Here is a 24,599-nt window from a genome sequence, read left to right as displayed (position 1 = left end):
GGCTCAGCCCTGTTTGGCCGCCACTTGCTGTAGTGTATCCAACGCGTCGCGTAGCGCGGCATCGCGGTCTGCAGCCGGCCGCGTCTCGCGTCGCTGCGTCGCCTGCCCGGAAACCTGATCGCCCGTCTCTGCCCGCTGATGCTGCTCGCGCGCCTTTTTGCGCTCGAGCCCAGCCTCCAGCCGATCGACGAGCTTCGTCAGTTCCGTACGGGTATCTTCCGGCAGCGTGAAGCTATCGACCTTCTCCGCCGGAGCCGCTTCCTCCGCAACCGGATCATCGCGTCTCGGCAGCGGCACTTCGAATACGGGTTCGGCTGGCGGCGCCTCTGCTTCGGTTTCGACTGCTTCAAAGTCTTCTGAGTCGCCCGTATCGACATCCTCTACAGTCGCGATAGGCTTCTCTTCCGCAACGATCTCTGCCACCGCGCCAAGGTCCAGTGGTTCATCCGCCACTTCGGCTTCCGACATATCCTGCGGCGCAATATCGACGAGATCTAGCGGCGTGCCGAGATCGTCCTCGGCCATAATCGGCCGGCGATAGGGTGCGTCCGGATGCGCATCGGCCTGGCGCAATGCGCCGGCCCTGCTGCCATAGCGCTCTTGGGTCTCATCGAAATCTTCGGCATGATAGTCGGCCTCGGCCGCGGCGCGCTGTTTGCGGTTCAGAATGAACGACAGGATGACCCAAGCAGCGCTGGTAACGATCAGCGCGGCGACGAGCGCGAACACGATGCGCGCCCGTGCGCCAAGCGGCGGCTGCGCCGCGCCAAGTACGCTCGGCAAACCGGTTTCTACGATAAAAGCTTCGAACCAGGGGTTCGGCGTCATCAGGATCAACGCGGCGACGATCAGTCCCGAAACCGCCGAAGCTGTCGGAATCTTGGGCAGCCGGCCCATCAGTTCCTTGAGCGGAGTGCCGCTCCGGATCGCATCGAGATTCACATTCATAGCCTAAACCGCCTTGCCGGTGAGTTTTTGGTAAACAGGGGCATAACGCGAAATGTTTGACGACCAGTTACGATCGCGTTCGACGAATTCCCGGGCGATTTTCCGTCGTTCGTCCCAAATCTCGCGATTGTCGAACATCTCGGCGAGCGCCGCGGCCAGAGCATCGGGATCGTCGGGCGGGAAGAGTGTGCCCGTGACCCCGTCCTCGATCAGCTCGCGATGCCCGCCGACATCGGACGCGGCAACGAGCCGTTTCTGCGCCATCGCCTCGAGCGGCTTGAGCGGCGTTACAAGATCGGTCAGCCGCATCTTCTTGCGCGGATAGGCGAGAATATCGATCAGGCCGTAATAGCGCTCCACCTCCTGATGCGGCACGCGGCCGGTAAAGCGGATATGATCGGCGACATCGGACTGCGCGGCCTGGTCGCGTAGCGCAGCATCCATCGGCCCGCCGCCAACGAGCAGCAGATGGGCATCGGGCCGCGCCATTACGAGCCGCGGCATAGCGGCGATCAGATCGTCGAGCCCCTCATAATCATAGAAACTACCGACGAAGCCGACCACTTCCTTGCCGGCTAGCCCGAGTGACTGGGCCAGATCGGCATCGGCAGGCGCCGGATCGCCGAACAGCGCCATATCGACGCCGTTCGGCGCGACCATGATCTTGTCACCGCTCACCCCGCGCCGGATGAGATCCTGCCGCAACCCCTCGCAAATCACCGCCACGGCATCCGCCTGGTTGGCGGCATGCGTTTCGAGCATCCGCGTCAGCCAATAGCGCGCGGAATTGACCCGGCCCTTGCCGTTGCCGACAGCGGCATCCTCCCAGAAAGCGCGAATTTCGTAGATCAGGGGCAGCTTACGGCGCCGCGCCACCCGCAGCGCCGCCATCGCGTTCAACACCGGCGAATGGACGTGGAGCTGATCCGGTTTCCACTCCTGCACGACTTCGTCGACACGGTCGGCCAGCAATGCGATTTCGCGCCATTCGCGCATCGGCGTCGTCATCGTCTCGGGCGCTTTGGTGCGATAGAAGGTCAGCCCGTCGACCGTCTCGACGTCAGGCCCGTCCTCCGTGTGGCGCGAGCCAGTGACTCCCGCCACATCCCAGCCATTGGCCAGCTGCGCTTTCAGAATGGCCCGCGTGCGAAAGCTGTAGCCGCTGTGGAGCGGCATCGAATGATCGAGAATATGCAAGATCCGCATGTCCGGCGCTTGCCACAAACTGCTTAACGCGCCGTCAACCGCTACTGTTCTATCAAGAAAAACCAAATTCTGCTGGAGTGCCGGAATGAAGAAGCTCGCTTTGCTCGCCACCTGCCTGACGCTGTCGGCCATCGCCGTCGCACAGCGCCCGGCTCCGTTCGTGATCGCCGAAACGGGCCAGGGTTTCGGGACGCTCAGCGATGCCGTGCGCGCAATCGGCAACGGTTCGGGCACGATCCGCATTGCGCCGGGCCGTTATCGCGATTGCGCGGTGCAGGAAGCCGGCAGTATCGCCTTCGTGGCGGCGGAAGCGGGCACAGTCGTGTTCGACGGCGGTGCATGCGAGGGGAAAGCGACCCTCGTCCTACGCGGGCGCGGCGCTTCGGTGGACGGGCTGACATTCGCCAATATCAGCGTGCCGGACGGCAATGGCGCGGGCATCCGCATCGAAGAGGGCAATCTGGACGTCACCCAGACGCTGTTTACGGATTCTCAGAGCGGCATCCTGTCAGCGAACGACCCGTCTTCGGCGATCCGCATCGATCATTCGACCTTCCGCCGGCTTGGTCGGCGGCCCGACGGGGACGGTGCGCACTCGCTCTATATCGGCTATTATGGCGAGCTGATCGTCACCAATTCGCGCTTCGAACAGGGTCAGGAAGCGCATTATCTGAAGAGCCGCGCGCCCGTCGTGCAGATTCTGAACAACAGTTTCGACGACAGCCGGGGCCGACAGACCAATTATCATATCGATCTTTCGGTCGGTGGCAGCGGCCGGATCGCCGGCAATACCTTCGTGCAAGGCGCAGACAAGGAAAATTACAGCACAATCATCGCCGTCTCGCCCGAGGGCAATGATCACAGCACCCGCAATCTCGTCGTCGAGAACAACCGCGCCTGGGTGGCGCCCGGCTTTCGCTGGGACACTGTTTTCGTGCGGGACTGGGGCGGCGAAAGCATGACGGTGCGCAATAACGATCTCGGCGAACAGATCACCGAATTCGCGCTGCAATAACGCTCAGCCGCGCAGCTTCGATCCGAGCCGCTGCCCAAGATATTCGAGATTGGCGATCCGGCGCATGACGGCGCTATCGCCGATTTCCCCGATCCGGAAGAAGCGCCGCATGATCGGGTAATCGAGATCGATGACCCGTCTCAGATACGCGTCCGTCTCCAGCCCACCATGTTCGTCGCCCATCGGCCCAAGCCGGCGCTGGATGGCATAGCTTCTATGGCGCAGCGCAATGGGCCGCCGCCGCGTCGTCCACTCGCTAAACCGATGCCGAAGACCGGGCGGACCGGAAAAATCATGGCCGTAGCAGGATGGCATGGCCGCCAGCTCTGGATCGATCGCTGCAAGCAACGCGGCTTCGAACCGGCCCGCATTCTTCATGGACAGCGGCAACTTTAGCGCCTGCGCGACGACGAGTTGTTCCAGAAACGGCATCAGATACGCGCCCTGCCGCGCTTCCAGACTGATCTCATGGCCGAACAGCGAACGGCACCGCACGGTCGGGTAGATCCGCTCGACAGCCGCGCGCGGCAATGCGCCGCGATCGCCCTCTCGCCCCAGCCCGGCCAATATCTTGTCTTCGATTCCGCGCAGAAACGCCCTTTCGTCAAAGGTCTCAGTCACATCGCCAAGGCTGTATCGGGCGTAAAATGCGCGGGCGACATCGGCCGCCGTGAAGCGGCCATCCGGCAGGAAAAAGAAGTTGCGAAACACCTCGCCACAACCGCCTGAGACCGACAGCGCGCCATCGGTGTGCCGCTTCTTGCGTGCATGATAATCGGCGCCGTTATCGAAGATGCTGCCGAAGTTCGGCAGGCCATCATGGTCGTAAAAATTGCGCTCGACCTGCGCCGGAAACGCATCAAGCGCGACTTCGCGATACACATCCTTGTCCAGCACATCGACCTCGGTGCCGAGCGCTGCGCAGATTTCGCGCGCGACACGCACATCGCATTCGTCCTCCGCGCCATAGCAGAAGACCGACGGCAAGATGTTCTGTTCTCGCAGCAGCGCAAGCGCGAGGCGCGAGTCCAGACCGCCGGACAATGCGCAGAAAATACGGTCGCCGAAATGCTCGACCCAAGGCCGGACGGCACGGCCAAGCGCCTCTCGCTGCGCCTCGATATGCGCGCCAGTGTCGCGCGAACCGAAACCTTCCTGCATCGGCTTTTCGATCGGGTGCGAAGCTGCGCCGTCTTGGCCGAGTTCGACCACCTCGAAAGGCCCCAGCCGTTTCAGTTCATTGAACACCGTATCATCGCCGATCGGCAGGACATTGAAGACATGTTCGTAAACACCCTGCGGATAGAAACTCAGCTTCGGCAGGCAGGAGACTGCGGCGAGCAGCGATGTCGAGAATATCCGCCGGTCCGCGTCATGGTAGATTTCGAACGCACCGAACCAGTCCGTGAAGAGGAAGGTTTGACCGCTTTTGCGAACGACCATGACGAACTGCCCGCCGACCCGGCTCCAGTCGATCGCCACGGGATCGAGATCCTTGAGTGCGGCTTCGAGCGCCGGTTTGCCGATCTTGCCATCGAAGACAAAACTGCCGGCGAAACCGATAAAATCTTCGCCCGCTTGCAGGAAGTTAACCGGCCCGCCCTGAATATAGGGCGCATGGAGCAATCGCCAGCCGGGTATCGCCAGTTCCTCCATCGCGTCGAAACCCTGCTGTGCGAATTCGGCGCGCGCATCGGCAATCGCCGGCCCGGCGAAGCTCTCATCGTCATTCCGGACCAGAAAAAGCGCGGTCATACAGTGCCCTTAGCGCAGGATATTTAAGATATTACGCATTAGGCTTAATACATCCTCAACTCGGCATGGCTAAGCCCTGAAGGGCCATGATGGAGGGCTTGCGCCGGTAATGATCGATAAGTTCGCGCTCTTGGTGACGCACGGGCTCATGCTGCTTGCGGCATGGCGGCTGTTGTCGCGCCCGGACCTTGACGACGATATGGCGGACAACACACCCAAGCCCAAAAATCTCGATCCGAAGGCTGAGCGACCGTGACCGATCTCGCCTTTGCCGGATTTCTCGCCGCGATGCTTGTGCTCGGTTTGCGCCGCCCGTTCATCTGGGTGCTCGCCTATGCCTATGTCGACATCGTCTCGCCGCATGAGCTTACCTATTATATTTTCGACAGCATCCCGCTCTCACTCGTAGTCGCACCGCTGGCGATCATGGGGTGGCTGATCTTCGACAAGGAAAAGTCGTTCCAAATCAGCACCACGCAATGGCTGATCGGCATGCTTGGGCTATGGTGTGGATTCACGACGCTTTACGCCGAATTTCCGGTCGAAGCGCAGTTCAAATGGGACTGGGTCTGGAAGGGCATGATCTGGGCGATGTTCCTGCCCTTCGTGCTCAGGACGCGGCTGCGCATCGAGGCCTATGTCCTGTTCATGGTTCTGGGGCCGGCGCTCATCATGATCGCGGGTGGCATCAAGACGGTCCTGTCGGGCGGCGGCTACGGCTCGCTCGCCATTATGGTCGATTCCAACAGCGGCATTTACGAAAGCAGTACGGCGGCAACCATCGCGATTGCGATCATCCCGCTGATCCTGTGGGTCGGCCGTTTCAACACCATTTTTCCGCAAGACTGGAAGGTGAAGGTTTTCGCCGGCTGCCTTGTCTTCGCCTGTCTGCTGATCCCGATCGGCACCGAAGCGCGCACCGGCCTCGTCTGTATCGTCGTTCTCGCCGCGCTGATGCTGCGCGACAACAGGCGGCGCTTGCTCTTTATCGGCCTCGCCGGCTTCGGCGCCATCGTCTCCCTGCCCTTCCTGCCGCAAAGCTTCTCCGACCGAATGGGCACGATCTCCACCTATCAGGCGGACATGTCGGCGATGACGCGCATCGCCGTGTGGCGCTGGACACTCGAATATGTGAGCGAGAATCCCACGGGCGGCGGCTTCGGTATCTATCGCGGCAACAATATCCAATACACGACGACCGAGACGCTCGAATCCGCGGGCGCGACCTCGGTACAGCAACGCGTCGTCGTCGACCGGGGCCGCGCCTATCATTCCGCCTATTTCGAAGTGCTTGCGGAACAGGGTTGGATCGGTCTCGCGCTATGGCTCGCCCTGCATGGCATCGGCCTTTTGCGCATGGAAATCGTACGCCGGCGTTACCGGAAGGAGCGCGCGCCACCGGGTTATGAATGGGTGTCGCCGCTCGCCACTGCGCTCCAACATTGTCAGATCATCTATCTGATCGGCGCCCTGTTCATCGCGATCGCATTCCAGCCCTTCCCGCTGATGCTGCTCGCCGTGCAGGCCAGCCTCGACATGTACCTCTCGCGTCTACGGAAACGCGAGGGCTTCAAGCCGGTCGCCGAAGCGCTCAAGGAACCGGGCACGCCGCGCATGGGCAAGCCCTTGCCGGGCAACCTGACATGACGGCCAAACCTGATCTGGCAGCACTGACCGCGCTGCGCGGCATCGCGGCCTGGTATGTGGTGCTGTACCATATACGCACGTCATCGGCCGATTTGCTGCCGCCTTTCCTGCTCGACATCTTTGCAAAGGGCTATCTGGCGGTGGACTTCTTTTTCCTGCTCTCCGGCTTTGTCATCTGGCTCAGCTATCGGGACCGGATTGCCGAAAACGGAATCGCCGCGATACCCGGCTTTCTCGCGCGGCGCTTCGCTCGCATCTATCCATTGCACTTCGTAATCCTGTGCGGTGCCATGGTCTTCGCCCTGGTGCTGGCCGCAACCGGGCGATCCAGCCCAGAAGCCTATCCATGGCAGGAACTGCCGCTGCACCTGCTGCTCATCCAGAATTGGGGATTCACCACGGCGCTAAGCTGGAACGATCCGGCCTGGTCGATCAGCGTCGAAATGGCGGCCTATCTGCTATTCCCGTTGATCGCGCTCGGTACGGACTGGCGCGCGATCTCGACGCCGATATTGCTGGCGCTGATCGGCCTGTTCGCGCTCGCATTGCATAGCTTTTTTGTGGCGATGGACGCGCCGATCCTAGACGCCAATATCACGCAAACCGGGCTTTTGCGCTGCCTGATACAGTTCACCATCGGCACGATCCTCTGCGCGCTCTGGCTGCGCTGGCGGGACCGGGCGATTGCAATGGCGGCACTCTCGGCGGCTGGCGGTATCGCAGTCGGTGCATTGGCCCTTACCGGCGTGATCGCCGAAACGCTGGCTGTCCCGCTCGCCTTTTCCGGCCTGCTTTTGACCGCGGCGTTGACCGCCACAATGCCGCGTAACCCGCTCGCCGCGCGGCCGCTGCATTATCTCGGCGAAATCAGCTATGCGACCTATCTGGCGCATTTCCTCCTGTTCGTGCTCTTCAAACTGCTGTTCGTTGACGATAGCGGTCAGATCGGTGCGGGCGGACTGGCCGGGTTCCTTGTGTTGACCTTCATCGTGTCCGCGCTGCTCTATCATCTGGTCGAAAGGCCGGCCCAACGGACGCTCAACAAACAGTTCGAAAAGCTCTTCGCGCGGAAACCACAGACCGCATAGCGGCTGCGCTCGACAAGCGAGGCGCTAAACGCTTAAGAGCCGTTTCACGATGACTCAGCCCAGCGAAGCTGCCGAAATCCTGCCCGATATGGGCGATACGAACCTGGGCGATCGGTTCCGGACGTTCGCAGATGACGGCATAGCCTGGGTGGAGACCCACTCTGTGGAGATCCTGATCGGTCTGGGCGTCGCCTTTCTAATTGTGCTCGTCCTGATCGGAATTCGACGGTTCGGACGTCGCCTGTACGAGCGCAATACGAGCCTCGACACGTGGCAATCGGTTGTCGGCCGAGCGATTGCAAAGACGCGCACCTGGTTCATGATTGCGCTGGCGCTGGAAATTGTCGCGGTCCTCTCCGCCGCGCCGAGCCTGATCGCGCAGTCGATCGCTTTCCTGTTCTCGATCGCGATGATTGTTCAGGTTGCGATCTGGACGCGGTCGATCATTCTCGGCTTCGTCGAACACCGTACCCGGACCGACGAAAGCTCGAGCGAAGCGCTGGGCAGCGCGATGAAGCTGATCCGCGTGCTCGTCACCTTCGGCGTCGTGGCAATCGCGACGATCGTCGTCCTCGATAATCTCAACGTCAATGTGACAGGTCTGATCGCCGGTCTCGGCATCGGCGGCATCGCTATCGGCCTGGCCGCGCAGGGCATCTTCTCCGACCTTTTCGCCGCGCTCTCGATCATCTTCGACAAGCCGTTCAAGGTCGGTGACACGATCAACTATGACGGGACCTTCGCGACCGTCGAGCAGATCGGGCTGAAATCGACGCGGCTCCGGTCGGTAACGGGCGAGGAAGTGATCATCTCGAACACCAATCTGCTCGACAAGGAGATATTGAACCTGACCCGGCTCAACCGCCGCCGCATAATTTTCGCTGTCGGTGTGATCTACCAGACCGATGCCGAAAAGGCGAAGCGCGTGCCCGATATCCTGCGCGATGTCGTCAATGCCGAGGGCCATACTTTCATCCGCTCGGGCTTTACCGGATTCGGCGATTCCAGCCTCGATTACGAGCTGCAGTTCGACGTGCAGAGCGCCGATTATGAAGTCGTCTACAATGCCCGTCACGCGGTCGGTGTCGCAATCTTCAAACGCTTCGCTGAGGAAGGCCTTGAATTCGCCTATCCGACGCAAACGACCTTCACCGCAGCGCCGGATGGCGAGATGATCCTGCCCTATCCGGAGGGCGGCTGGAGCGGCGCGCAAGAAGCGAGCTGATGGCGATCGACGCGAAGCTCGTATGACGGAGACTGACAGCCGCGCCGAAACCAGGGTCTCGCGCATCCCTGACGTGCTTATTCTCCTGCTGGCGCTGGCGCTGATCACCTTCGCCGCGACGTGGATTTTCGCGCCGGGCGTCTATGACTATATTCCCGGCACCGATCGCATCGATCCGGCCAGCTACCGCGCACTGAGCGAAGCGCAGGGCGCACCCTGGTTCGGGTCGGCGGAACGCACCGGTCTGATCGACTTTCTATACAACGGCCTGGTCAGTGGCGGACGGGAGAGCGGCGTGGTCGCGCTCGGCGCTTTCATCCTGATCATCGGCGGCGTGTTCGGGATTATCATGCATACAGGCGCGATCGAGCGCGGGATCGCCGCGCTGACGTCGAACGCCGAGAACCCGAGCGATCTGATGATTCCGGTGCTGTTCGTGATCTTCTCGCTATGCGGCGCGGTGTTCGGTATGGCCGAGGAAACCATCGCACTGACCCTAGTGCTCACGCCGGTGCTTATCCGCGCCGGCTATGACGGGATCACGGCTTTGCTTGTCTGTTTCTGTGGCAGCCAGATCGGGTTCGCGACCTCCTGGATGAACCCGTTCAACGTCATCATCGCGCAAAGCGTCGCTGGCGTTCCGGCGATGTCGGGCATCGAAGTCAGGCTCGCGATGTGGCTTCTGTTTACAACGCTCTCGGCCGCCTATGTCTGGCGCTATGCACGGCGCGTGCGGCTCGCCCCTGAGACCTCGCTCGTTTATGGCACCCATGGCGATCTTGAAGAGATCGCAGACGGCGGTCACCAACCGCGGTTCGGTATCGGTGACGCGCTGATCGTCGCGATACTTGTCGCAGGCGTGGCATGGGTCGCATGGGGCGTCGCCGCCGAGGGCTATTATTTTGCCGAAATGGGCGGGCAGTTCTTCGCCATCGGACTCGCGGCAGCGCTGGTCGCATGGGCATTCCGTCTCAACGATCTCGACGCGGGCCGATTGGCCGGAGCCTTTCGCGATGGCGCCGCGCAAATGGTGCCGGTGATCCTGATCGTCGCGGCCGCAAAGGGCATCGTCTTGTTAATGGGCGGCGACGACCCGACCGTGCCCAGCCTGCTCAACGCGACCCTCAATGCGCTCTCCTCGGTAACATTGCTGCTGCCCGAATGGTTGACCGCCTTTGGCATGTTCTTGGCCCAGAGCTGTATCAACTTCTTCATCCCATCGGGATCGGGCCAGGCGGCGGTGACCATGCCGTTGCTCGCGCCGCTCGGCGACATCTCGGGCGTGACGCGGCAGGTGACCGTGCTCGCCTTCCAGCTTGGCGACGGCCTTACCAATCTCGTCGTTCCCACGAGCGCCGCGCTGATGGGTTGCCTGACCGCCGCGCGCGTGAGTTTCGGTACCTGGCTCACCTTTATCTGGCGGCCGCTCATCGCCCTGTTCGTGATGGCGACCATCTTTCTGCTTGGCGCCCAAGCAGCCGGGTTCAGCTAGAGCCCCAGCCCGACATCTTCGAGGCTTAAGAGCGCCGCATTGCCGCCCGCGCTCGTCGTGTCGATGCTCGTCACGCGCTCGGCGCAAAAACGTGGCAGGTAATGCGGCCCGCCGGCCTTGGGGCCAGTGCCGGAAAGCCCCTCCCCGCCAAATGGCTGGGAACCGACGATCGCGCCGATCATCGAACGATTGACGTAGAGATTACCGACCCGCGCTTTCGCCTCGACGAGATCGCCCGCGCGCGCAATCCGGCTGTGCAGCCCCATGGTGAGGCCAAAGCCCTTGGCGTTCACGCGGCGCACCGTCTCTTCAAGCTTGCCCGACCTCCATGTCGCGACGTGCAGCAGTGGGCCGAACCATTCGGTGGTAAGGTCGTCCATGCTGTCGAGCCGGATCAGCGTCGGCGGCACGAAGCGGCCCTGTTCGGGCACATCCAGCGTCTTTAGCCATCGATCCTTCATCGCCGCGCGATACGCCATCAGCTTCTCGTACGCCGCATCGTCGATGACCGGGCCCACATCGGTCTCGTGATCGGCCGGATCGCCGACGATCAGCGCGTCCATCGCGCCGGTCAGCATCTCGATCATCTGATCGGCCACTTCTTCCTGCACCAGCAGCAGCCGCAAGGCGGAGCAGCGCTGCCCGGCGGAGCCAAAAGCGGAGAGCAGCACGTCCGCGACGACCTGCTCCGGCAAGGCCGTGGAATCGACGATCATCGCATTGACGCCGCCCGTCTCCGCGATCAGCGGGACGATCGGCCGATCCTCGCCTTCGAGCAGGCTGTGCGCGATCTTCTTCGCTGTGGCTGTCGAGCCCGTAAACGCAACACCTGCAATGCGGGGGTCGCCGGTCAGCGCCGCGCCCACTTCGGGACCGCCCGGCGCCAGGATCAGCGCATCCTTCGGTACGCCGGCCTTGTGCGCGAGCCGCACAGCTTCGGCCGCGATCCGCGGCGTCTGCGGTGCGGGCTTGGCGATAACCGTGTTGCCGGTGACGAGCGCGGCGACGACTTGGCCCGTGAAAATCGCCAACGGAAAATTCCATGGCGCGATGCAGGTCCAAACGCCCCGCCCTTCCATCCGCAACACATTGCTCTCGCCGGTCGGGCCCGGCAGCTCTTCGGGCTGCAACTTCTCGACAGCTTCGCCCGCATAATAGCGGCAGAAATCGATCGCTTCGCGCACTTCGGCCAGCGCGTCGGGGATCGTCTTGTTGGCTTCGTGCACGGCGAGCGCCATCAGCTCGCCGCGCCGCTCCTCGAACAGATCGGCCAGCCGGATCAGGCAGCCGGCGCGCTCCTCGACCGGCAGGGCGGACCAATCCGGAAAGGCCGCGCTCGCCCGGTCGATCGACGGTGCGACATCGGTCACGGGATCGGGTTCGGGGCCGATATCGGAGCGCTTGGCTATGCCCTCCTTCACGCGTTTCAGAACCCGCCAATCTTCGAGGTCCAGCCCCTGGCTGTTCGGCCGTTGCGGCATGAACAGATCCTTGGGCAGCGGGATGCTCGGATGCCGCGTGCCGCGGACGGCGACGATCTTGTCGACCGGATCGGCCAGCAGCTGATCGTCGGTCAGTTGCTCGTCGGCGAGCTGGTGAACGAAGCTCGAATTCGCGCCATTCTCCAGCAGGCGCCGCACGAGATAGGCAAGCAGGTCGCGGTGCCCGCCCACGGGCGCGTAGATGCGGCAGCGATAGCCCTCGTCGCGCACCAGCCGCTCGAACAGCCCCTCGCCCATGCCGTGCAGCCGCTGAAACTCGAAGCTCCTTTTGTCCGGCGCCCATTCGATGATCGTCGCGGCGGTCAGCGCATTGTGGGTAGCGAAGGCCGGGCGGATGGACTTGGCCTCGAGCATGTCCTTCGCGCAGGCGAGATAGCAGACATCGGTCGCGGCCTTGCGCGTGAACAGCGGATAGTCGGACAGGCCCATCTCCTGTGCATGCTTGATCTCGCTGTCCCAATAGGCGCCTTTGACAAGCCGCACCGGCATCGAACGCCCCGTGCGGCTGGCCAGCGCTTCGGCCCAGCCGATAGTCCGCTGGGCGCGCTTGCCATAGGCCTGGATCGCCATGCCGAAGCCGTTCCAGCCTTTGAGCGACGGCAGCCCGGCAATCGCTTCGATAATATCGAGGCTCATCTCCAGCCGCTCGGATTCCTCGGCATCGACGGTCAGTCCGATTTGGGCCTTGGCGGCCGCTTCCGCCAAAGCTTCGAGCATCTCGGTCAGCGCGGGCACGCACCGACCCCATTGCGCAACCTCATAGCGCGGATGCAACGCGGACAGCTTCACCGAGACCGAATGATTCTCCTCGGTCGTCCCGTCGCCGCGCGCCTTGCCGACGGTTTCGATCGCGCGGAGATAGGACTCGAAATAGCGGTCCGCATCGGGGAAGGTCCGCGCCGCTTCGCCGAGCATGTCAAAGCTCGCGGTAAAGCCTCTATTCTCCGGCTTCTTCATCCGGCGGATCGCTTCGTCGATCGTGCGACCCATGACGAAGATCTCGCCCATCATCCGCATCGCCGCACCGACCGCCTGGCGGACGAAAGGCTCCCCGGAGCGCGAGATCAACCGTTTCAGCGCATTGGCCTGTTCCTGCTGCCCTACCAGCGCGCGGCCGATCACCAGCCCCCAGGTCGCCGAGTTGACGAGCTGCGAATGCGATTGACCGCGATGCGAGCGCCAGTCGCCATCGCCAAGCTTGTCCGAGATCAGTCGGTCCGCGGTATCGGGATCGGGCACGCGCAGAAACGCCTCGGCGAGGCTGAGCAGCGCGACGCCTTCGGAACTGTTGAGCCGATATTCCTGGAGGAACTGATTGACCCAGCCCGTGCGCTGCCCCTCGCGCAGATCGGCGAGCAATTCGAGCGCCGTCGCTTCGACCCGCGCGCGCTCGTCCGGCGCGAGTCGCGCCCGCTCGACCAGCGGTAGCAGCACTTCCGGCTCGGGCGCGTGATGCACCTCTTCCATATGCTCCCACGCGGCTGACGTAGCGGAATCGGGATCGTGCATCTGGCTGGGCATGGACGGGCCTTGCGGTTAGAGGATTTGGCTTCCACTATACGCTGGCACTATGAGCGGGAAGCCCGCTCCATTTAGCAGATAATCACAAAGAGGAAACGTATATGAGCACCGTCAGCATCGACGAAATGATGAACATGGCCGGACAGGATCTGGGCACATCCGAATGGATCACAGTCGACCAAGACATGATCAACAAATTCGCCGATGCGACCGGGGATCACCAGTTCATCCATGTCAACGAAGAGGCGGCGAAGATGACGCCGTTCGGGACGACGATCGCGCATGGTTTTCTCACGCTTTCGCTGTTTCCGGTGATGATGGCGAAATCCGATTGCCCACGCCCCGAAGGCGTGAAGATGGGCGTCAATTATGGCGGCAACAAAACGCGCTTCCTCGCGCCGGTAAAATCCGGCAAGCGCGTGCGCGGCCATTTCAAGCTGCTCGAACTCATCGAAAAGCGCCCGAACCAGTATCAGCAGACGCTGGAATTTACCGTCGAGATCGAGGGCGAGGAGAAGCCCGCCCTGATCGCCGAATGGATCAGCCAGTTCTTCACATGACGCGGATTGCGCCCCTGTCCGAACCCTATCCCGAAGCGCTGGCGCCGGCTTTCGATGCACTGACGCCCGACGACGTCCCGCCGCCGATGCTGTTCCGTATCATCGGCACGTCCGAACGCGCGTGGAAGAAGTTCGCCGACGGGTCTTTGCTCGACAAGGGTCCGCTGCCGATGCGCGAGCGCGAACTCGTCATCTTCCGGACGGCAGCGCGGATCGGTTCGGAGTATGAGTGGGGCATGCATGCCGCGCTCTTCGCCGAGCGTTGCGGTATCGATGCCGAACAGCTTGAGGCGCTGGCGAAGAAGGACACGGAATCGGGCGGTTGGTCCGATGCCGATGCGGCGCTGATCGCCACGGTTGATATCCTCATCGAGCGCCGCCATCTCGACGATGAAGAGTTTGCGCGGGTTTCGGCGCATTTCACATCGGACCAGCTGTTCGAAATCGTGCAGCTTGTCGGTTTTTACCAGGGCGTCGCAATGATCATCGGCACTTTCGATATTCCGCCGGAAGCCGGCACGCCGCCGATCCCGGCCTGACCTAACACCGTAATTCAACAAGGAGTTTCACCATGCGTGATGCAGTTATCGTTTCCACCGCCCGCACCCCGATCGGCAAGGCCTATCGCGGCGCGTTCAACAATACGCAGGGTCCGACGCTCGGCAGCTTCGCGGTCAAGGCCGCAGTCGAGCGCGCCGGCATCAAGGGGGGCGAGGTCGACGACTGCATCATCGGCGCGGCGCTACAGCAGGGTTCGACCGGCACCAATGTCGGCCGGCAGATTGCGCTGCGCTCCGGCCTGCCGGTCGGCGTTTCGGGCATGACGATGGACCGGCAATGCTCGTCCGGCCTCATGACGATCGCCACTGCGGCCAAGCAGGTGATCGTCGATCGGATGGATATCGTGGTCGCCGGTGGGCTCGAATCGATCTCGCTCGTCCAGACCAAGGAAATGCGCGTCCAGCCCGACCCCGAGCTCGTGGCCATGCACAAGGACGTCTATATGCCGATGCTCGGCACGGCGGAGACCGTCGCAAAACGCTACGACATCAGCCGCGAGGCGATGGACGAATATTCGCTCGAATCCCAGATGCGCACCGCCGCAGCTCAGGAAGCCGGCCATTTCGACGACGAGATCGTCCCGACGACGACCACAAAGATCGTAGTCGACAAAGCGACCGGCGAGACGAGCCAGGAAGAAGTCACACTGTCCCAGGATGAGGGCAACCGTCCCTCGACCACGCTGGAAGGCTTGGCTTCGCTGCAGCCGGTGATGGGCCCGGAAATGACGATCACCGCGGGTAACGCGTCTCAGCTTTCCGACGGTTCGTCGGCGAGCGTCGTGATGGAAGCGTCTGTCGCCGAAAAGAAGGGCCTGACCCCGCTCGGCCGCTATGTCGGCATGGCCGTCGCCGGCACCGAGCCTGACGAGATGGGCATCGGCCCCGTCTTCGCCATTCCGAAGCTGCTCGAACGGTTCGACCTGAAGATGGACGATATCGGACTCTGGGAACTCAACGAAGCGTTCGCCGTGCAGGTCATCTATTGCCGCGACCGTCTCGGCATCCCGAACGATCTCCTGAACGTCAATGGCGGCTCGATCTCGATCGGCCACCCCTATGGCATGACGGGCGCCCGCTGCACGGGCCACGCCCTGATCGAAGGCAAGCGCCGCGGCGCGCAATATGTCGTCGTCACGATGTGCGTCGGCGGCGGCATGGGCGCGGCCGGGCTGTTCGAAGTCCTCTAAGGGCCAGCGGATAAAAAGAAAAGGGCGCCGGATTTCGCCGGCGCCCTTTTTCGTTTACGCAACCGCGATCAATCGTGCGTCGCGATCCAGTCCTCTACGACGGGCGCGATGCGCTCGCGCCATTTGCGGCCGTGAAAGATGCCGTAATGGCCGACTTCTTCCGCCATATGATATTTCTTTTTCTTCTTCGGCAGCTTGGACGACAGCTTCAGCGCGGCCTTGGTCTGACCGAGGCCTGAGATATCGTCGCGCTCGCCCTCGATCGCCAGCATGGCGATGTCGGTGATCGCGGACGGATCTATCAGATTGCCGCGATGCCGAAACTCGCCTTTCGGCAGGAGATGGTTCTGGAACACGACATCGATCGTCTGCAGGTAGAATTCGGCCGTCATGTCGCAGGTCGAGCGATACTCGTCGTAGAAATCCTTGGTCGCATCGGCACTATCGCCGTCGCCCTCGACCAGATGTTTGAACATCTCCCAATGGGTAATCATGTGGTTGCCCAGATTCATCGACATGAAGCCAGCGAGCTGGAGGAAGCCGGGATAAACCTGCCGACCCGCCCCCTGATAATAGAGCGGCACGGTCGCGATGACATTCTGCTCGAACCAGGCATGCGGGCGCTGCGTCGCCAGCGTATTCACCGATGTCGGCGCCTCGCGGGTATCAATCGGCCCGCCCATCATGGTGAGCGTGCGCGGTCGGTCCGGATGCTTGTCCGTAGACATCAGCGCCGCCGCTGCATAACAAGGTACGGATGGCTGGCAGACGGCCAGCATATGCGCGCCCGGCCCAATATGCTCGAGAAATTCGATCAGATAATCGATATAGTCATCGAGATCGAAATGCCCGTTGGCTAGCGGTACGGTTTTCGCGTCGCGCCAATCGGTGATCCAAACATCATGGCTCGGCAGCATTCGTTCCACCGTGCCGCGCAGCAGCGTCGCATAGTGGCCCGACATCGGCGCGACGATCAGCAGCTTGGGCTGACCCGAAACCCCGTCTTTCACGAAATGTTTGAGCTGGCCGAACGGCTTGCGCGCCTCGATCTCGATGGAAACGGGCACCGTTTCACAGTCCAGCTCCACCGATTCGATGCCGAATACCGGCTTTCCACGCGGCGCGGACGCGTGAGAGAAGACATCGAGCGCCGAGGCGACAATCGGCCCCATGCCCATATAGGCGAAGGGGTTCACCGGATTCTGCAGCAGTTCGGCGCTCCATCCCGCCATCGCGCTGGCCCCCGCCAGCATGGAGCGCTGCATTTCGTACATGTTGTAAAGCATCAATATCCCCGCATGCGCGACACCATGGCCGCTTGGCGGAGCGTTCTAGGCGCTTTTCATGTCACGTTGCAATGCAGCAATTTGCAATGTGCCGTGTTGAGCCGTTCGGGCCGCGCTGCTAGGCGATTGCCATGGACGAGAGCGATACCGAAACCCCGAAATCCAAGAATCTCGGCAATTTGGCGCTGATCTGGCGCTTCGCAATCCGCTATCCGGGCCGCATATTCGGCGCGGCGATCTCGCTGCTCCTCGCGGCCGCGGCCACGCTGGCAATCCCGGACGGTTTTCGCCGCGTGATCGATCAGGGATTCAGTGGAACGGCGGGCGATATCTCGCAATATTTCTACTATCTGCTGCTGATCGTCGTCGTGCTGGCGCTGGCGACGGCGATGCGCTTCTATTTCGTGTCCTGGCTTGGTGAGCGCGTCGTCGCCGATCTGCGCGTCGCGGTACAGCGGAACCTGCTCGCGCTCGACCCCAAATATTTCGAGGAAAACCGCCCCTCCGAAATCGCGTCGCGGATGACGTCCGACACGTCCGTGATCGAGATGATCGTGGGCACGACCATCTCCGTCGCCCTGCGCAATATCGTGATGGGTATCGGCGGGATCATCTATCTGCTGACCCTCTCGCCCAAACTCGCGTTGATGCTGCTGCTCGGCATACCGCTGGCGATCGTGCCGATCGTCATATTGGGACGGAAACTGCGTAACGTATCGCGGCACAGCCAGGATCGCATCGCCGATGTCGGTGCGATGGTCGCGGAAACGCTGGGTGCGATGAAGATCGTTCAGGCCTTCGGGCAGGAGCGCCGCGAGGGTGATCGTTTCGATACAGCCGTACAGAGCGCGTTCAAAACGGCCCGCCGGCGGATCACCATTCGGTCATTCATGACAGCGATCGTCATCACGCTAATTTTCGGCGCGATCACCATGGTGATGTGGCAGGCTGCATCAGACGTGATCAACGATCGGATAACCGGCGGCGCCGTCGCGGCCTTCGTGCTGACCGGCATGATCGTCGCCGGGGCGTTCGGCGCACTGACCGAAGTCTATGGCGAGTTGATGCGCGGCGCCGGAGCCGCCGGCCGCCTGAGCGAATTGCTCCAGGAAGTTCCTGAAATTCGCGCACCGGACAGTCCAAAACCGCTCCCCGAGCCGGCGCGCGGCGCGCTCCATTTCGACGATGTCACCTTCTACTATCCGACGCGCCCGGAGACGGCGGCGCTCGAAGATTTTACCCTGCATGTCGACCCGGGCGAGCTGGTTGCCGTTGTCGGTCCCTCCGGCGCGGGCAAGTCGACCCTGTTCCAGCTCGCCCAGCGTTTCTACGACCCGCAAAAGGGTGCGGTGACGCTTGATGGCGTCGATGTGCGCGATGCGGATCCGGGCGCGGTTCGCAACCGGATCGCCATGGTGCCGCAGGATACGGTGATCTTCGCCGCCTCGGCGCGGGATAATCTGCGCTATGGCGATTGGGACGCGAGCGACGAAGATCTCTGGACCGCTGCCGAAGCGGCCAATGCGGCCGAGTTCATCAAGAAGCTGCCGGACGGCCTCGATACCTATCTCGGCGAAGGCGGCGCCCGGCTCTCCGGCGGCCAGCGCCAGCGGCTGGCCATCGCCAGGGCTCTGTTGCGCGATGCCCCGCTACTCCTGCTCGACGAGGCTACTTCCGCGCTGGACGCGGAATCTGAACGGCTCGTGCAACAGGCACTCGACCGCCTGATGCGCGACCGCACGACGATCGTCATCGCGCACCGTCTGGCAACCGTGCGATCCGCGAACCGCATCATTGTGATGGACGAAGGGCGGATCGTCGAACAGGGCGATCATGCGACACTGACGGGCAGGGACGGCCTCTATGCCAGGCTGGCGCGCCTGCAGTTCGAAGGCGTAGCAGCCTGAGTTAAGGGACCGCGGACGACATCATCAGGCAAGAGACAGTCATGCGCTCGTCTCTGCTCGAAGAGACAAGATGATTCTCACTTGGTGATGCATCTCCCGTTAGTCCTGAGCCTGTCGAAGGAGCGGTCGGGTCGGATCGTCCCCCGGAAGATCCTGAAACATTCGGGGAATGTTTCACCCGATCCGCCTCCGCCGATAGACGCCCTTCGACAGGCTCAGGAATAACGGTTCTTGTAAGACTGCTGTGCTGAATATCTCTGCGGAAGAATGACCGCAAAAAAGAGAAAGGGCGGCGCGCATCATGCGCACCGCCCTTTTCTATTCGAGAGGTATCGGCCCTACCAGGTGCGATACTGATCGTTGCCGATAAAACCCATATTGGTGACCTGCGCACGCTTGGTGATCGCAAGTATCTCGTCGACCGTGTTATAGCGCGCCTGCGCATCCGGGAACATGTGGAGCTCGGGAACCGGGTTCATCGTCACCGTGATATCCAGGTACTGGCGCAGCGTCTGACGCGCCACCGGTTCGCCGTTCCAAAGAATCTGATCCGTCGGCGAAATATAGACTTCGTTTTTGATCGGATCGATCGCGTCTTCCGGCGGATCGCTATCGTCCGAGACCGGAAGGTCGATCTTAACCGCGTGCGTCTGAATCGGAATGGTGATGATGAACATGATGAGGAGCACCAACAAGACGTCGATCAACGGCGTCGTGTTGATGTCGATCATCGGATCGTCTTCGCCGCCAGCAGGCCCTACTCTTCCACCCATTTCATACTACTCCTAAAATCGTCTGGCCTAGAGGCGCTGAATGCCTTGACCCGGCGCCGGTTCGGAAATGAAGCCCACACGGGTGAAACCCGCCTGCTGCATCACAAAAATCGGACCACCGATGCAGCGCCACGGTGTGTTAACGTCACCGCGAATGTGCACCTCGGGAAGATCGTCTTCGGTCATATTTTCCGCACCGCCGAACCGCTCAATCTCGTCCTCGATATGCTGGACGGCGCGCGTCAGCATCTCGTTCGAACTCACAGGCGTCATACCCCAAAACACTTCGCACGTGCCGTCATCAGCCGCGCGGATTGAGAGCGAAACATTTTCCGGCTTCGTCGTCGTCGGCAGCAACCGAACGGATGGCAGGTTGACCTCGACCGTCTGGATCACAACGGGCACCGCGATCAGGAAGATGATGAGCAAGACCAACATGACGTCCGTCAGCGGGACGACGTTGATCTCGGACATGGTTTCTTCTTCTTCCCCTTCGCCGGTTCCGACACTCATACCCATGGAATCAATCCTATCCTAAGCTATAATCAAAACCGACGCTTCCGCGCCATGTTCTGTTGTCAGCCAAGAGCGGAAGCAGCGACAGGCCGCTTCCGCTCTTGCAGACCATTACGACTTCGTCGCGGGCTTTGCAGCCGTTGTCGCTGCGGCAGCCGGCTTCTTCGCCGCCGAAGCGGAGGCAGAAGTAAGCGACGGACGCACCTTACCATCGGAGACGATATAGCCGTGGATTTCGTTTGAGAATTTCTGCAACTCCTCGACCACCGTCTTGTTGCGACGGACCATCCAGTTGTACGCCATAACCGCCGGGACGGCCACGATCAGACCAAGCGCGGTCATGATGAGAGCCTCGCCAACCGGACCGGCAACCGCGTCAATAGACGCCTGACCGGCAGCACCGATCTTCACCAGCGCGCGATAGATACCGACCACCGTGCCGAACAGGCCGATAAACGGCGCCGTGGAACCGACGGTCGCGAGAATGGCGAGACCTTCTGTCAGTTTCGAGGCCACCGAACCGACCGAACGCTGGAGCGCGTTGACGGTCCACTCATGCGCTTCGACCGGATCGGTCAGCTTGTCATGCGTTTCGCGGGCTTCGATACCGTCCTCGACGATCTGGCGATAGGCACTGTTCTTTTCCAGCTTCGCCGCGCCTTCGCGCAGGCTGTTGGACCGCCAGAAGTTTTCGCGGGCGCGCTGGCCCTGTTTCAGGATTTTCTGCTGCTCAAACCATTTGGTGAACAGGATGTACCAGGAAACGGCCGACATAAGCACCAGGATACCAAAAGTCGCCTGGGCCACGATGCCGCCTTCTTCAAGCGCCGCACGGAGACCGTAGGGATTTTCCGCCGGTGCTTCAGCTGCTTCAGTAGACATGATTTACATTCCTCTCAAATAAACTTGCTGCAATTGGATCGAACGCAAACGCTCGAAAAAACTAACCTGGAATTTCCCAACGGATACTGCTGGAATAGGTACCGGTCGTTGGGTTCCCGGCATCGTCGAGCGCTGGTCTGAAACGCGCCCTGCGCTGCAATTGCCGACACGTTTCGTTGTCGAGCCTCGAATAGCCCGTGGACGATGTTATCTGACAATTCGTGACCCGGCCGTTGGTTCCGACCGTTAAACGGAAACTCGCGGTTCCCTGCTCCTCGTTCCGGATGGACGCCGACGGATAATCGGCGTTCGTCACCCAGCGGCCAGGGTTGCCACGCGGTTGTGCAGCCTGCGCCTGACTGGGCGGCGGCGGTGGCGGTGGCGGTGGTGCCGGTGGCGGCGGAGCTGGTGCTGGCGCCACCGGACGCGGCGCGACTGTCGGTCTCTGGATGACCACAGGTGGCGGCGGCGTGACGACGACCGGCGGCGGCGGCAAAGGCTGCTCCGGCGGCGGCGGCGGCAATTCTTCTTCGGGCGGCGGCGGCTCGTCCTCAACGTCGAAAACGGTGAGGTCTTCCTGTACCGCCTGGGCGACCCTGACGGCCAAACCCGAAACCAGCGCATAAGCGAGAGCCACGTGAAGGATGATAACAGCGACGATCGCCGTCAGCCTTCGTGTGCTCATCTTCTGATCAGCATAGGCCATTAAACTAAGAAACTCCCTCCAAAGCCCGGTGTCCATAAAGCGCCAGTTCATCTGGCATCGCGAAGGACGCGTCATCGATGCAAAATTATCGCTGTGCGACGACCCGCGATTCCCTACAATCGACAATCGCGTTACGCAACAGTTACCCTATTGGCCGGATACGACACAAGAGCATAGTGTCGATATTATGTTTCGAAGGAGGAAGTTCGTGCCCAGAATCGCCCTTGTGCTGATGGCTTTTTGCGCGACCCTCGCACCTGTCGACGGCGCGGAATCTCAAGAGTTTACGCCGCAAAGAGAGTTGAGCTACGCCGACATCGCGGACCTTGCGCTCGGCGCTCCGATTGTCGCGCTGGCCCAGGTCGACCGCACGCGCAGAGTGGACGAAGAGCGGGCGACGGGCCTCCCGCCGAACCATGTCCGCTATTATGTCGAGGCCGAATTGCAAACGCTGATTCGCAGCGCCAACGCCGTGCCGGCCCGCGTCACCTATCTTGTCGACATGCCACTCGACGCCGATGGCAGACGGCCACGCATTCGGGATCGTCAGATGATCCTGCTCGCCGCACCGGTGCCCGGTCGCCGGGGCGAGCTCCAGCTGATCGCACCCGATGCGCAACTCGAATGGACTGAGAGCCGGGAGCAGACGATTCGCGCATTGCTGTCCGAGGCCGCATCGGACGATGCGCCGGGCACGGTCACCGGTGTCGGCAACGCGTTCAGTGTGCCCGGAACACTTCCGGGCGAGAGCGAGACGCAGATATTCCTTGCGACAAGCGATGGACGCCCGGTCTCGCTGAGTATCTTGCGACGCCCGAATCAGGAGCCGCGCTGGATGGTGTCGATGAGCGAAATCGTGGACCGGGCCTCGCCGCCGCCTGAACGGAACAGCTTGCTATGGTATCGTCTGGCCTGTTTCCTTCCCGAGCGCTTGCCCGACGCCAGCATGGAAACGACCGACCGCAACCAAATCGCCATTGCGCGCCAGGACTACGCCATGGTCATGCGCGACTTGGGCGAATGCACCCGCTATCGGAGCTAAGTGTCGGGAAGCACCGCCGAAGCCCGGTCATTCCGAAAATAGATGCGGGAAATCGCGCGCGAACGAAACAAGGTGCGCGCCGCTGTCGACGAATATCGTCTGCCCCGTCACCACTTCGGCTTGAGCCAGCCAGGCGACGGCATCGGCAATCTGGGCCGGTGCGGGCAGCGTTTCGAGTGGCATCTCTTTTCGCGTGTTTTCCAGCATCGCCTCGTCATAATCGGCTGTCGGGATCGTAAGGCCGGGCGCTACCGCGTTCACTCGGATCGTCGGCGCCAGCTCCCGCGCGAGAATATCGGTGAGCCCAGCTAACGCCTGCTTGGATAGCGTGTAGCTGAACTGATCGCTATGCGGCTGGGCCAGTCGCTGATCGAGAATGTTGACGATTGCCGCCGGCCCCTTGCGCCGTATGGCGGCGAAGGATTTTGCAAGTATGGCCGGGGCCGCGCAGTTCACGGCATAATGCGAGAGCAGCGCATCCATGTCGACGGTTTCGGGGCGATCGCCGCCGAATTTTGCCGCGCTGTTGACGAGCAGGCGCGGCGCCGCGCCGAAATCGTCCGCCACGGCATCGACGAGATTTTCGGTTTGGAGCGGATCGGAGAGATTGGCGGTGATCCCGCGCCACTGGACGCCGGCTTCTTCGATGACCGCCAGCAGGTCCGGTTCCGGTTCGGGATTCTCAGACGCATGAAGCGCGAGCGCATAGCCTTCGCGCGCCAGGCGTGCGGAGATCGCCGCGCCGAGCCTGCGACATCCGCCCGTGACGAGCGCCAGTTTCATCGCCGGTTCCGCGTCATGGTAATGCCGATCTCCTCGCCATTTTCAGAGATGGCGAGTTTCACGATCTCGATCGTGACCCGCAAGACCCGATCATCCTGCAAAAAGATCGTGTCGGCGATATGATCGGCCACCGCCTCGATCAGCGTGAAATGCCGATCCTTGGGGAGCGCGTCGGTCATCGCATGTTTGAGGTCCATATAGTTTTTCGAACGCGAGAGCGGCGTGTCCGGCTCGAAATGCTCCTGCGCTTCCATGTCGGCCGCGACGGATATGCGGAGCGGCTGCGGCAATTTGGTTTCTTCAGAGTAGATGCCGGTAAGAATCATCACCTCGACATCGCGCACTTCGAGCCGCAATGCGTCAGCGATCTGCCCTGTCCTGTGACCTGTCATAAATGATTCGTACTTTCCTTTTGCCCGCGAACCGCTAATCGCCACGGCCTTCAACGTAAATGGCCCTTGGTATATGGTGACTGTCCTTCATCCCCTTTCCGCCGTTTCGCCAGACGCCATCGAAGCGCTGCTCGATCTGGCGTTCGGTACCGATCGACACGGGCGGACGGCCTATGCGGTACGTGCGGGGACGGAGGTCATCGACGAACTCTCGTTCGTGGCGATGGACGGTGATGCGCTGATCGGCTCGCTGCAGAGTTGGCCCGTGACATTGCGCACAGCGGATAATGGCACGCGCCCGCTCGTGATGGTCGGTCCCGTCGCTGTGCACCCGGAGCGGCAGGGTCAGGGCGTGGGCAAGCATATGACGCGGGTCGTCGCCCAGAAGCTCGACATCGCAAAACTCTCGGCGATGATGATCGGCGACCCGGAATATTATGAGGCCTTCGGCTTCCGCTCCGGCCCGGCCGCGCAATGGGCGCTGCCCGGCCCGGTCGAGCCGCATCGCATCCTGCTGCGCGCCGCGTCGGCAAGCGAATGGCCGCCCGACGGCACGCTCGGCTCCGCTCTTTTGCGCTCGGGCGAGGGATTGCCTAACTAGCG

General features: G+C 61.9%; 23 protein-coding genes. 12 read left to right on the top strand and 11 right to left on the bottom strand.

Annotated features, from left to right (window positions below; genetic code table 11):
• Positions 1–3 precede the first annotated feature (3 nt).
• Entirely contained in the window at positions 4–948 is a 945-nt protein-coding gene (locus tag Q0974_RS05505) for a hypothetical protein (protein WP_299323569.1), read from the bottom strand.
• 3 nt (positions 949–951) lie between these two features.
• Positions 952–2,154, bottom strand: coding sequence for a TIGR04063 family PEP-CTERM/XrtA system glycosyltransferase (locus Q0974_RS05500; protein WP_299323567.1), 1,203 nt, complete (start codon positions 2,152–2,154; stop codon positions 952–954).
• Between the two features lie 85 nt (positions 2,155–2,239).
• Here Q0974_RS05500 and Q0974_RS05495 point away from each other — a divergent pair, with 85 nt between their 5' ends.
• The gene (locus Q0974_RS05495) at positions 2,240–3,169 is read left to right on the top strand and encodes a right-handed parallel beta-helix repeat-containing protein (protein ID WP_299323565.1); all 930 of its coding nucleotides are present in this window, start codon (positions 2,240–2,242) and stop codon (positions 3,167–3,169) included.
• Between the two features lie 3 nt (positions 3,170–3,172).
• Here Q0974_RS05495 and Q0974_RS05490 read toward each other — a convergent pair whose 3' ends face one another.
• The gene (locus Q0974_RS05490; protein ID WP_299323563.1) at positions 3,173–4,924 is read right to left on the bottom strand and encodes an asparagine synthase-related protein; all 1,752 of its coding nucleotides are present in this window, start codon (positions 4,922–4,924) and stop codon (positions 3,173–3,175) included.
• 109 nt (positions 4,925–5,033) lie between these two features.
• On the opposite strand from Q0974_RS05490, the gene Q0974_RS05485 reads away from it, so the two are divergent.
• Genes Q0974_RS05485 through yfcC form a run of 5 tightly spaced genes read left to right on the top strand, consistent with a single transcriptional unit; the run spans position 5,034 to position 10,376 of the window.
• Positions 5,034–5,180, top strand: a complete 147-nt coding sequence (locus tag Q0974_RS05485) for a hypothetical protein (protein WP_299323561.1) — start codon at positions 5,034–5,036, stop codon at positions 5,178–5,180.
• Positions 5,177–6,571 (top strand): putative O-glycosylation ligase, exosortase A system-associated, encoded by a 1,395-nt coding sequence (locus tag Q0974_RS05480; protein WP_299323558.1) that lies wholly within the window; start codon positions 5,177–5,179, stop codon positions 6,569–6,571. Before Q0974_RS05485 ends, Q0974_RS05480 begins: the two co-directional genes overlap by 4 nt.
• Positions 6,568–7,659, top strand: coding sequence for an acyltransferase (locus Q0974_RS05475; RefSeq protein ID WP_299323556.1), 1,092 nt, complete (start codon positions 6,568–6,570; stop codon positions 7,657–7,659). Before Q0974_RS05480 ends, Q0974_RS05475 begins: the two co-directional genes overlap by 4 nt.
• A gap of 49 nt (positions 7,660–7,708) precedes the next feature.
• The gene (locus Q0974_RS05470; protein WP_299323553.1) at positions 7,709–8,884 is read left to right on the top strand and encodes a mechanosensitive ion channel family protein; all 1,176 of its coding nucleotides are present in this window, start codon (positions 7,709–7,711) and stop codon (positions 8,882–8,884) included.
• A gap of 22 nt (positions 8,885–8,906) precedes the next feature.
• On the top strand, positions 8,907–10,376 hold the full coding sequence (yfcC, locus tag Q0974_RS05465) for a putative basic amino acid antiporter YfcC (RefSeq protein ID WP_299323551.1): 1,470 nt from the start codon (positions 8,907–8,909) through the stop codon (positions 10,374–10,376).
• Here yfcC and Q0974_RS05460 read toward each other — a convergent pair.
• The gene (locus Q0974_RS05460) at positions 10,373–13,399 is read right to left on the bottom strand and encodes an L-glutamate gamma-semialdehyde dehydrogenase (protein ID WP_366943576.1); all 3,027 of its coding nucleotides are present in this window, start codon (positions 13,397–13,399) and stop codon (positions 10,373–10,375) included. The genes yfcC and Q0974_RS05460 overlap by 4 nt on opposite strands.
• A 101-nt stretch (positions 13,400–13,500) precedes the next feature.
• On the opposite strand from Q0974_RS05460, the gene Q0974_RS05455 reads away from it, so the two are divergent.
• Genes Q0974_RS05455 through Q0974_RS05445 form a run of 3 tightly spaced genes read left to right on the top strand, consistent with a single transcriptional unit; the run spans position 13,501 to position 15,709 of the window.
• A complete protein-coding gene (locus Q0974_RS05455; RefSeq protein ID WP_299323549.1) occupies positions 13,501–13,959 on the top strand; it encodes a MaoC family dehydratase in 459 nt (152 codons plus the stop codon).
• Entirely contained in the window at positions 13,956–14,498 is a 543-nt protein-coding gene (locus Q0974_RS05450) for a carboxymuconolactone decarboxylase family protein (RefSeq protein ID WP_299323547.1), read from the top strand. Before Q0974_RS05455 ends, Q0974_RS05450 begins: the two co-directional genes overlap by 4 nt.
• 32 nt (positions 14,499–14,530) lie before the next feature.
• Complete coding sequence (locus Q0974_RS05445) at positions 14,531–15,709, top strand: acetyl-CoA C-acyltransferase (RefSeq protein WP_299323545.1); 1,179 nt, start codon at positions 14,531–14,533, stop codon at positions 15,707–15,709.
• Between the two features lie 68 nt (positions 15,710–15,777).
• Here the strand turns inward: Q0974_RS05445 and phaZ are convergent, their stop codons facing one another.
• The gene (gene phaZ / locus Q0974_RS05440; protein WP_299323543.1) at positions 15,778–16,995 is read right to left on the bottom strand and encodes a polyhydroxyalkanoate depolymerase; all 1,218 of its coding nucleotides are present in this window, start codon (positions 16,993–16,995) and stop codon (positions 15,778–15,780) included.
• Positions 16,996–17,126: 131 nt separating this feature from the next.
• On the opposite strand from phaZ, the gene Q0974_RS05435 reads away from it, so the two are divergent.
• Entirely contained in the window at positions 17,127–18,902 is a 1,776-nt protein-coding gene (locus Q0974_RS05435) for an ABC transporter transmembrane domain-containing protein (protein ID WP_299323540.1), read from the top strand.
• Positions 18,903–19,240: 338 nt separating this feature from the next.
• On the opposite strand, the gene Q0974_RS05430 is transcribed toward Q0974_RS05435, so the two are convergent.
• The 4 genes from Q0974_RS05430 to Q0974_RS05415 all read right to left on the bottom strand — a co-directional run bounded on the left by Q0974_RS05430 (position 19,241) and on the right by Q0974_RS05415 (position 21,758).
• A complete protein-coding gene (locus tag Q0974_RS05430; RefSeq protein WP_299323538.1) occupies positions 19,241–19,675 on the bottom strand; it encodes a biopolymer transporter ExbD in 435 nt (144 codons plus the stop codon).
• 27 nt (positions 19,676–19,702) lie between these two features.
• On the bottom strand, positions 19,703–20,188 hold the full coding sequence (locus Q0974_RS05425; RefSeq protein ID WP_299323728.1) for a biopolymer transporter ExbD: 486 nt from the start codon (positions 20,186–20,188) through the stop codon (positions 19,703–19,705).
• 114 nt (positions 20,189–20,302) lie between these two features.
• Complete coding sequence (locus Q0974_RS05420) at positions 20,303–21,073, bottom strand: MotA/TolQ/ExbB proton channel family protein (protein WP_299323536.1); 771 nt, start codon at positions 21,071–21,073, stop codon at positions 20,303–20,305.
• Between the two features lie 61 nt (positions 21,074–21,134).
• Positions 21,135–21,758, bottom strand: coding sequence for an energy transducer TonB (locus Q0974_RS05415; protein WP_366943575.1), 624 nt, complete (start codon positions 21,756–21,758; stop codon positions 21,135–21,137).
• A 229-nt stretch (positions 21,759–21,987) separates the two neighbouring features.
• Between Q0974_RS05415 and Q0974_RS05410 the strand changes: the two genes are divergently transcribed.
• On the top strand, positions 21,988–22,821 hold the full coding sequence (locus Q0974_RS05410; protein ID WP_299323530.1) for a hypothetical protein: 834 nt from the start codon (positions 21,988–21,990) through the stop codon (positions 22,819–22,821).
• A gap of 27 nt (positions 22,822–22,848) precedes the next feature.
• On the opposite strand, the gene Q0974_RS05405 is transcribed toward Q0974_RS05410, so the two are convergent.
• Both Q0974_RS05405 and Q0974_RS05400 read right to left on the bottom strand, forming a co-directional pair.
• Entirely contained in the window at positions 22,849–23,604 is a 756-nt protein-coding gene (locus Q0974_RS05405; RefSeq protein ID WP_299323526.1) for an SDR family oxidoreductase, read from the bottom strand.
• Entirely contained in the window at positions 23,601–23,996 is a 396-nt protein-coding gene (locus tag Q0974_RS05400; RefSeq protein WP_299323525.1) for a dihydroneopterin aldolase, read from the bottom strand. The genes Q0974_RS05405 and Q0974_RS05400 overlap by 4 nt, the downstream gene beginning before the upstream one ends.
• Before the next feature lie 73 nt (positions 23,997–24,069).
• Here Q0974_RS05400 and Q0974_RS05395 point away from each other — a divergent pair, with 73 nt between their 5' ends.
• Positions 24,070–24,597 (top strand): GNAT family N-acetyltransferase, encoded by a 528-nt coding sequence (locus tag Q0974_RS05395; RefSeq protein WP_299323522.1) that lies wholly within the window; start codon positions 24,070–24,072, stop codon positions 24,595–24,597.
• Positions 24,598–24,599: the final 2 nt, after the last annotated feature.

The organism is Parasphingopyxis sp., assembly GCF_028279465.1.
Lineage (GTDB): Bacteria > Pseudomonadota > Alphaproteobacteria > Sphingomonadales > Sphingomonadaceae > Parasphingopyxis.
This window is presented reverse-complemented; position numbering and strand designations above follow the sequence as displayed.

Excerpts from the sequence above, each read along its gene's own strand:
- Q0974_RS05505 (WP_299323569.1), bottom strand. The coding sequence starts at position 948 with ATGAATGTGAATCTCGATGCGATCCGGAGCGGCACTCCGCTCAAGGAA.
- Q0974_RS05415 (WP_366943575.1), bottom strand. The coding sequence starts at position 21,758 with ATGAGCACACGAAGGCTGACGGCGATCGTCGCTGTTATCATCCTTCAC.
- Q0974_RS05430 (WP_299323538.1), bottom strand. The coding sequence starts at position 19,675 with ATGGGTGGAAGAGTAGGGCCTGCTGGCGGCGAAGACGATCCGATGATC.
- Q0974_RS05470 (WP_299323553.1), top strand. The coding sequence starts at position 7,709 with ATGACTCAGCCCAGCGAAGCTGCCGAAATCCTGCCCGATATGGGCGAT.
- Q0974_RS05490 (WP_299323563.1), bottom strand. The coding sequence starts at position 4,924 with ATGACCGCGCTTTTTCTGGTCCGGAATGACGATGAGAGCTTCGCCGGG.
- Q0974_RS05420 (WP_299323536.1), bottom strand. The coding sequence starts at position 21,073 with ATGTCTACTGAAGCAGCTGAAGCACCGGCGGAAAATCCCTACGGTCTC.
- Q0974_RS05395 (WP_299323522.1), top strand. The coding sequence starts at position 24,070 with ATGGTGACTGTCCTTCATCCCCTTTCCGCCGTTTCGCCAGACGCCATC.
- Q0974_RS05450 (WP_299323547.1), top strand. The coding sequence starts at position 13,956 with ATGACGCGGATTGCGCCCCTGTCCGAACCCTATCCCGAAGCGCTGGCG.
- Q0974_RS05425 (WP_299323728.1), bottom strand. The coding sequence starts at position 20,188 with ATGAGTGTCGGAACCGGCGAAGGGGAAGAAGAAGAAACCATGTCCGAG.
- Q0974_RS05460 (WP_366943576.1), bottom strand. The coding sequence starts at position 13,399 with ATGCCCAGCCAGATGCACGATCCCGATTCCGCTACGTCAGCCGCGTGG.
- Q0974_RS05435 (WP_299323540.1), top strand. The coding sequence starts at position 17,127 with ATGGACGAGAGCGATACCGAAACCCCGAAATCCAAGAATCTCGGCAAT.
- Q0974_RS05495 (WP_299323565.1), top strand. The coding sequence starts at position 2,240 with ATGAAGAAGCTCGCTTTGCTCGCCACCTGCCTGACGCTGTCGGCCATC.
- Q0974_RS05445 (WP_299323545.1), top strand. The coding sequence starts at position 14,531 with ATGCGTGATGCAGTTATCGTTTCCACCGCCCGCACCCCGATCGGCAAG.
- phaZ (WP_299323543.1), bottom strand. The coding sequence starts at position 16,995 with ATGCTTTACAACATGTACGAAATGCAGCGCTCCATGCTGGCGGGGGCC.
- Q0974_RS05485 (WP_299323561.1), top strand. The coding sequence starts at position 5,034 with ATGATCGATAAGTTCGCGCTCTTGGTGACGCACGGGCTCATGCTGCTT.
- Q0974_RS05405 (WP_299323526.1), bottom strand. The coding sequence starts at position 23,604 with ATGAAACTGGCGCTCGTCACGGGCGGATGTCGCAGGCTCGGCGCGGCG.
- Q0974_RS05500 (WP_299323567.1), bottom strand. The coding sequence starts at position 2,154 with ATGCGGATCTTGCATATTCTCGATCATTCGATGCCGCTCCACAGCGGC.
- yfcC (WP_299323551.1), top strand. The coding sequence starts at position 8,907 with ATGACGGAGACTGACAGCCGCGCCGAAACCAGGGTCTCGCGCATCCCT.
- Q0974_RS05400 (WP_299323525.1), bottom strand. The coding sequence starts at position 23,996 with ATGACAGGTCACAGGACAGGGCAGATCGCTGACGCATTGCGGCTCGAA.
- Q0974_RS05455 (WP_299323549.1), top strand. The coding sequence starts at position 13,501 with ATGAGCACCGTCAGCATCGACGAAATGATGAACATGGCCGGACAGGAT.
- Q0974_RS05475 (WP_299323556.1), top strand. The coding sequence starts at position 6,568 with ATGACGGCCAAACCTGATCTGGCAGCACTGACCGCGCTGCGCGGCATC.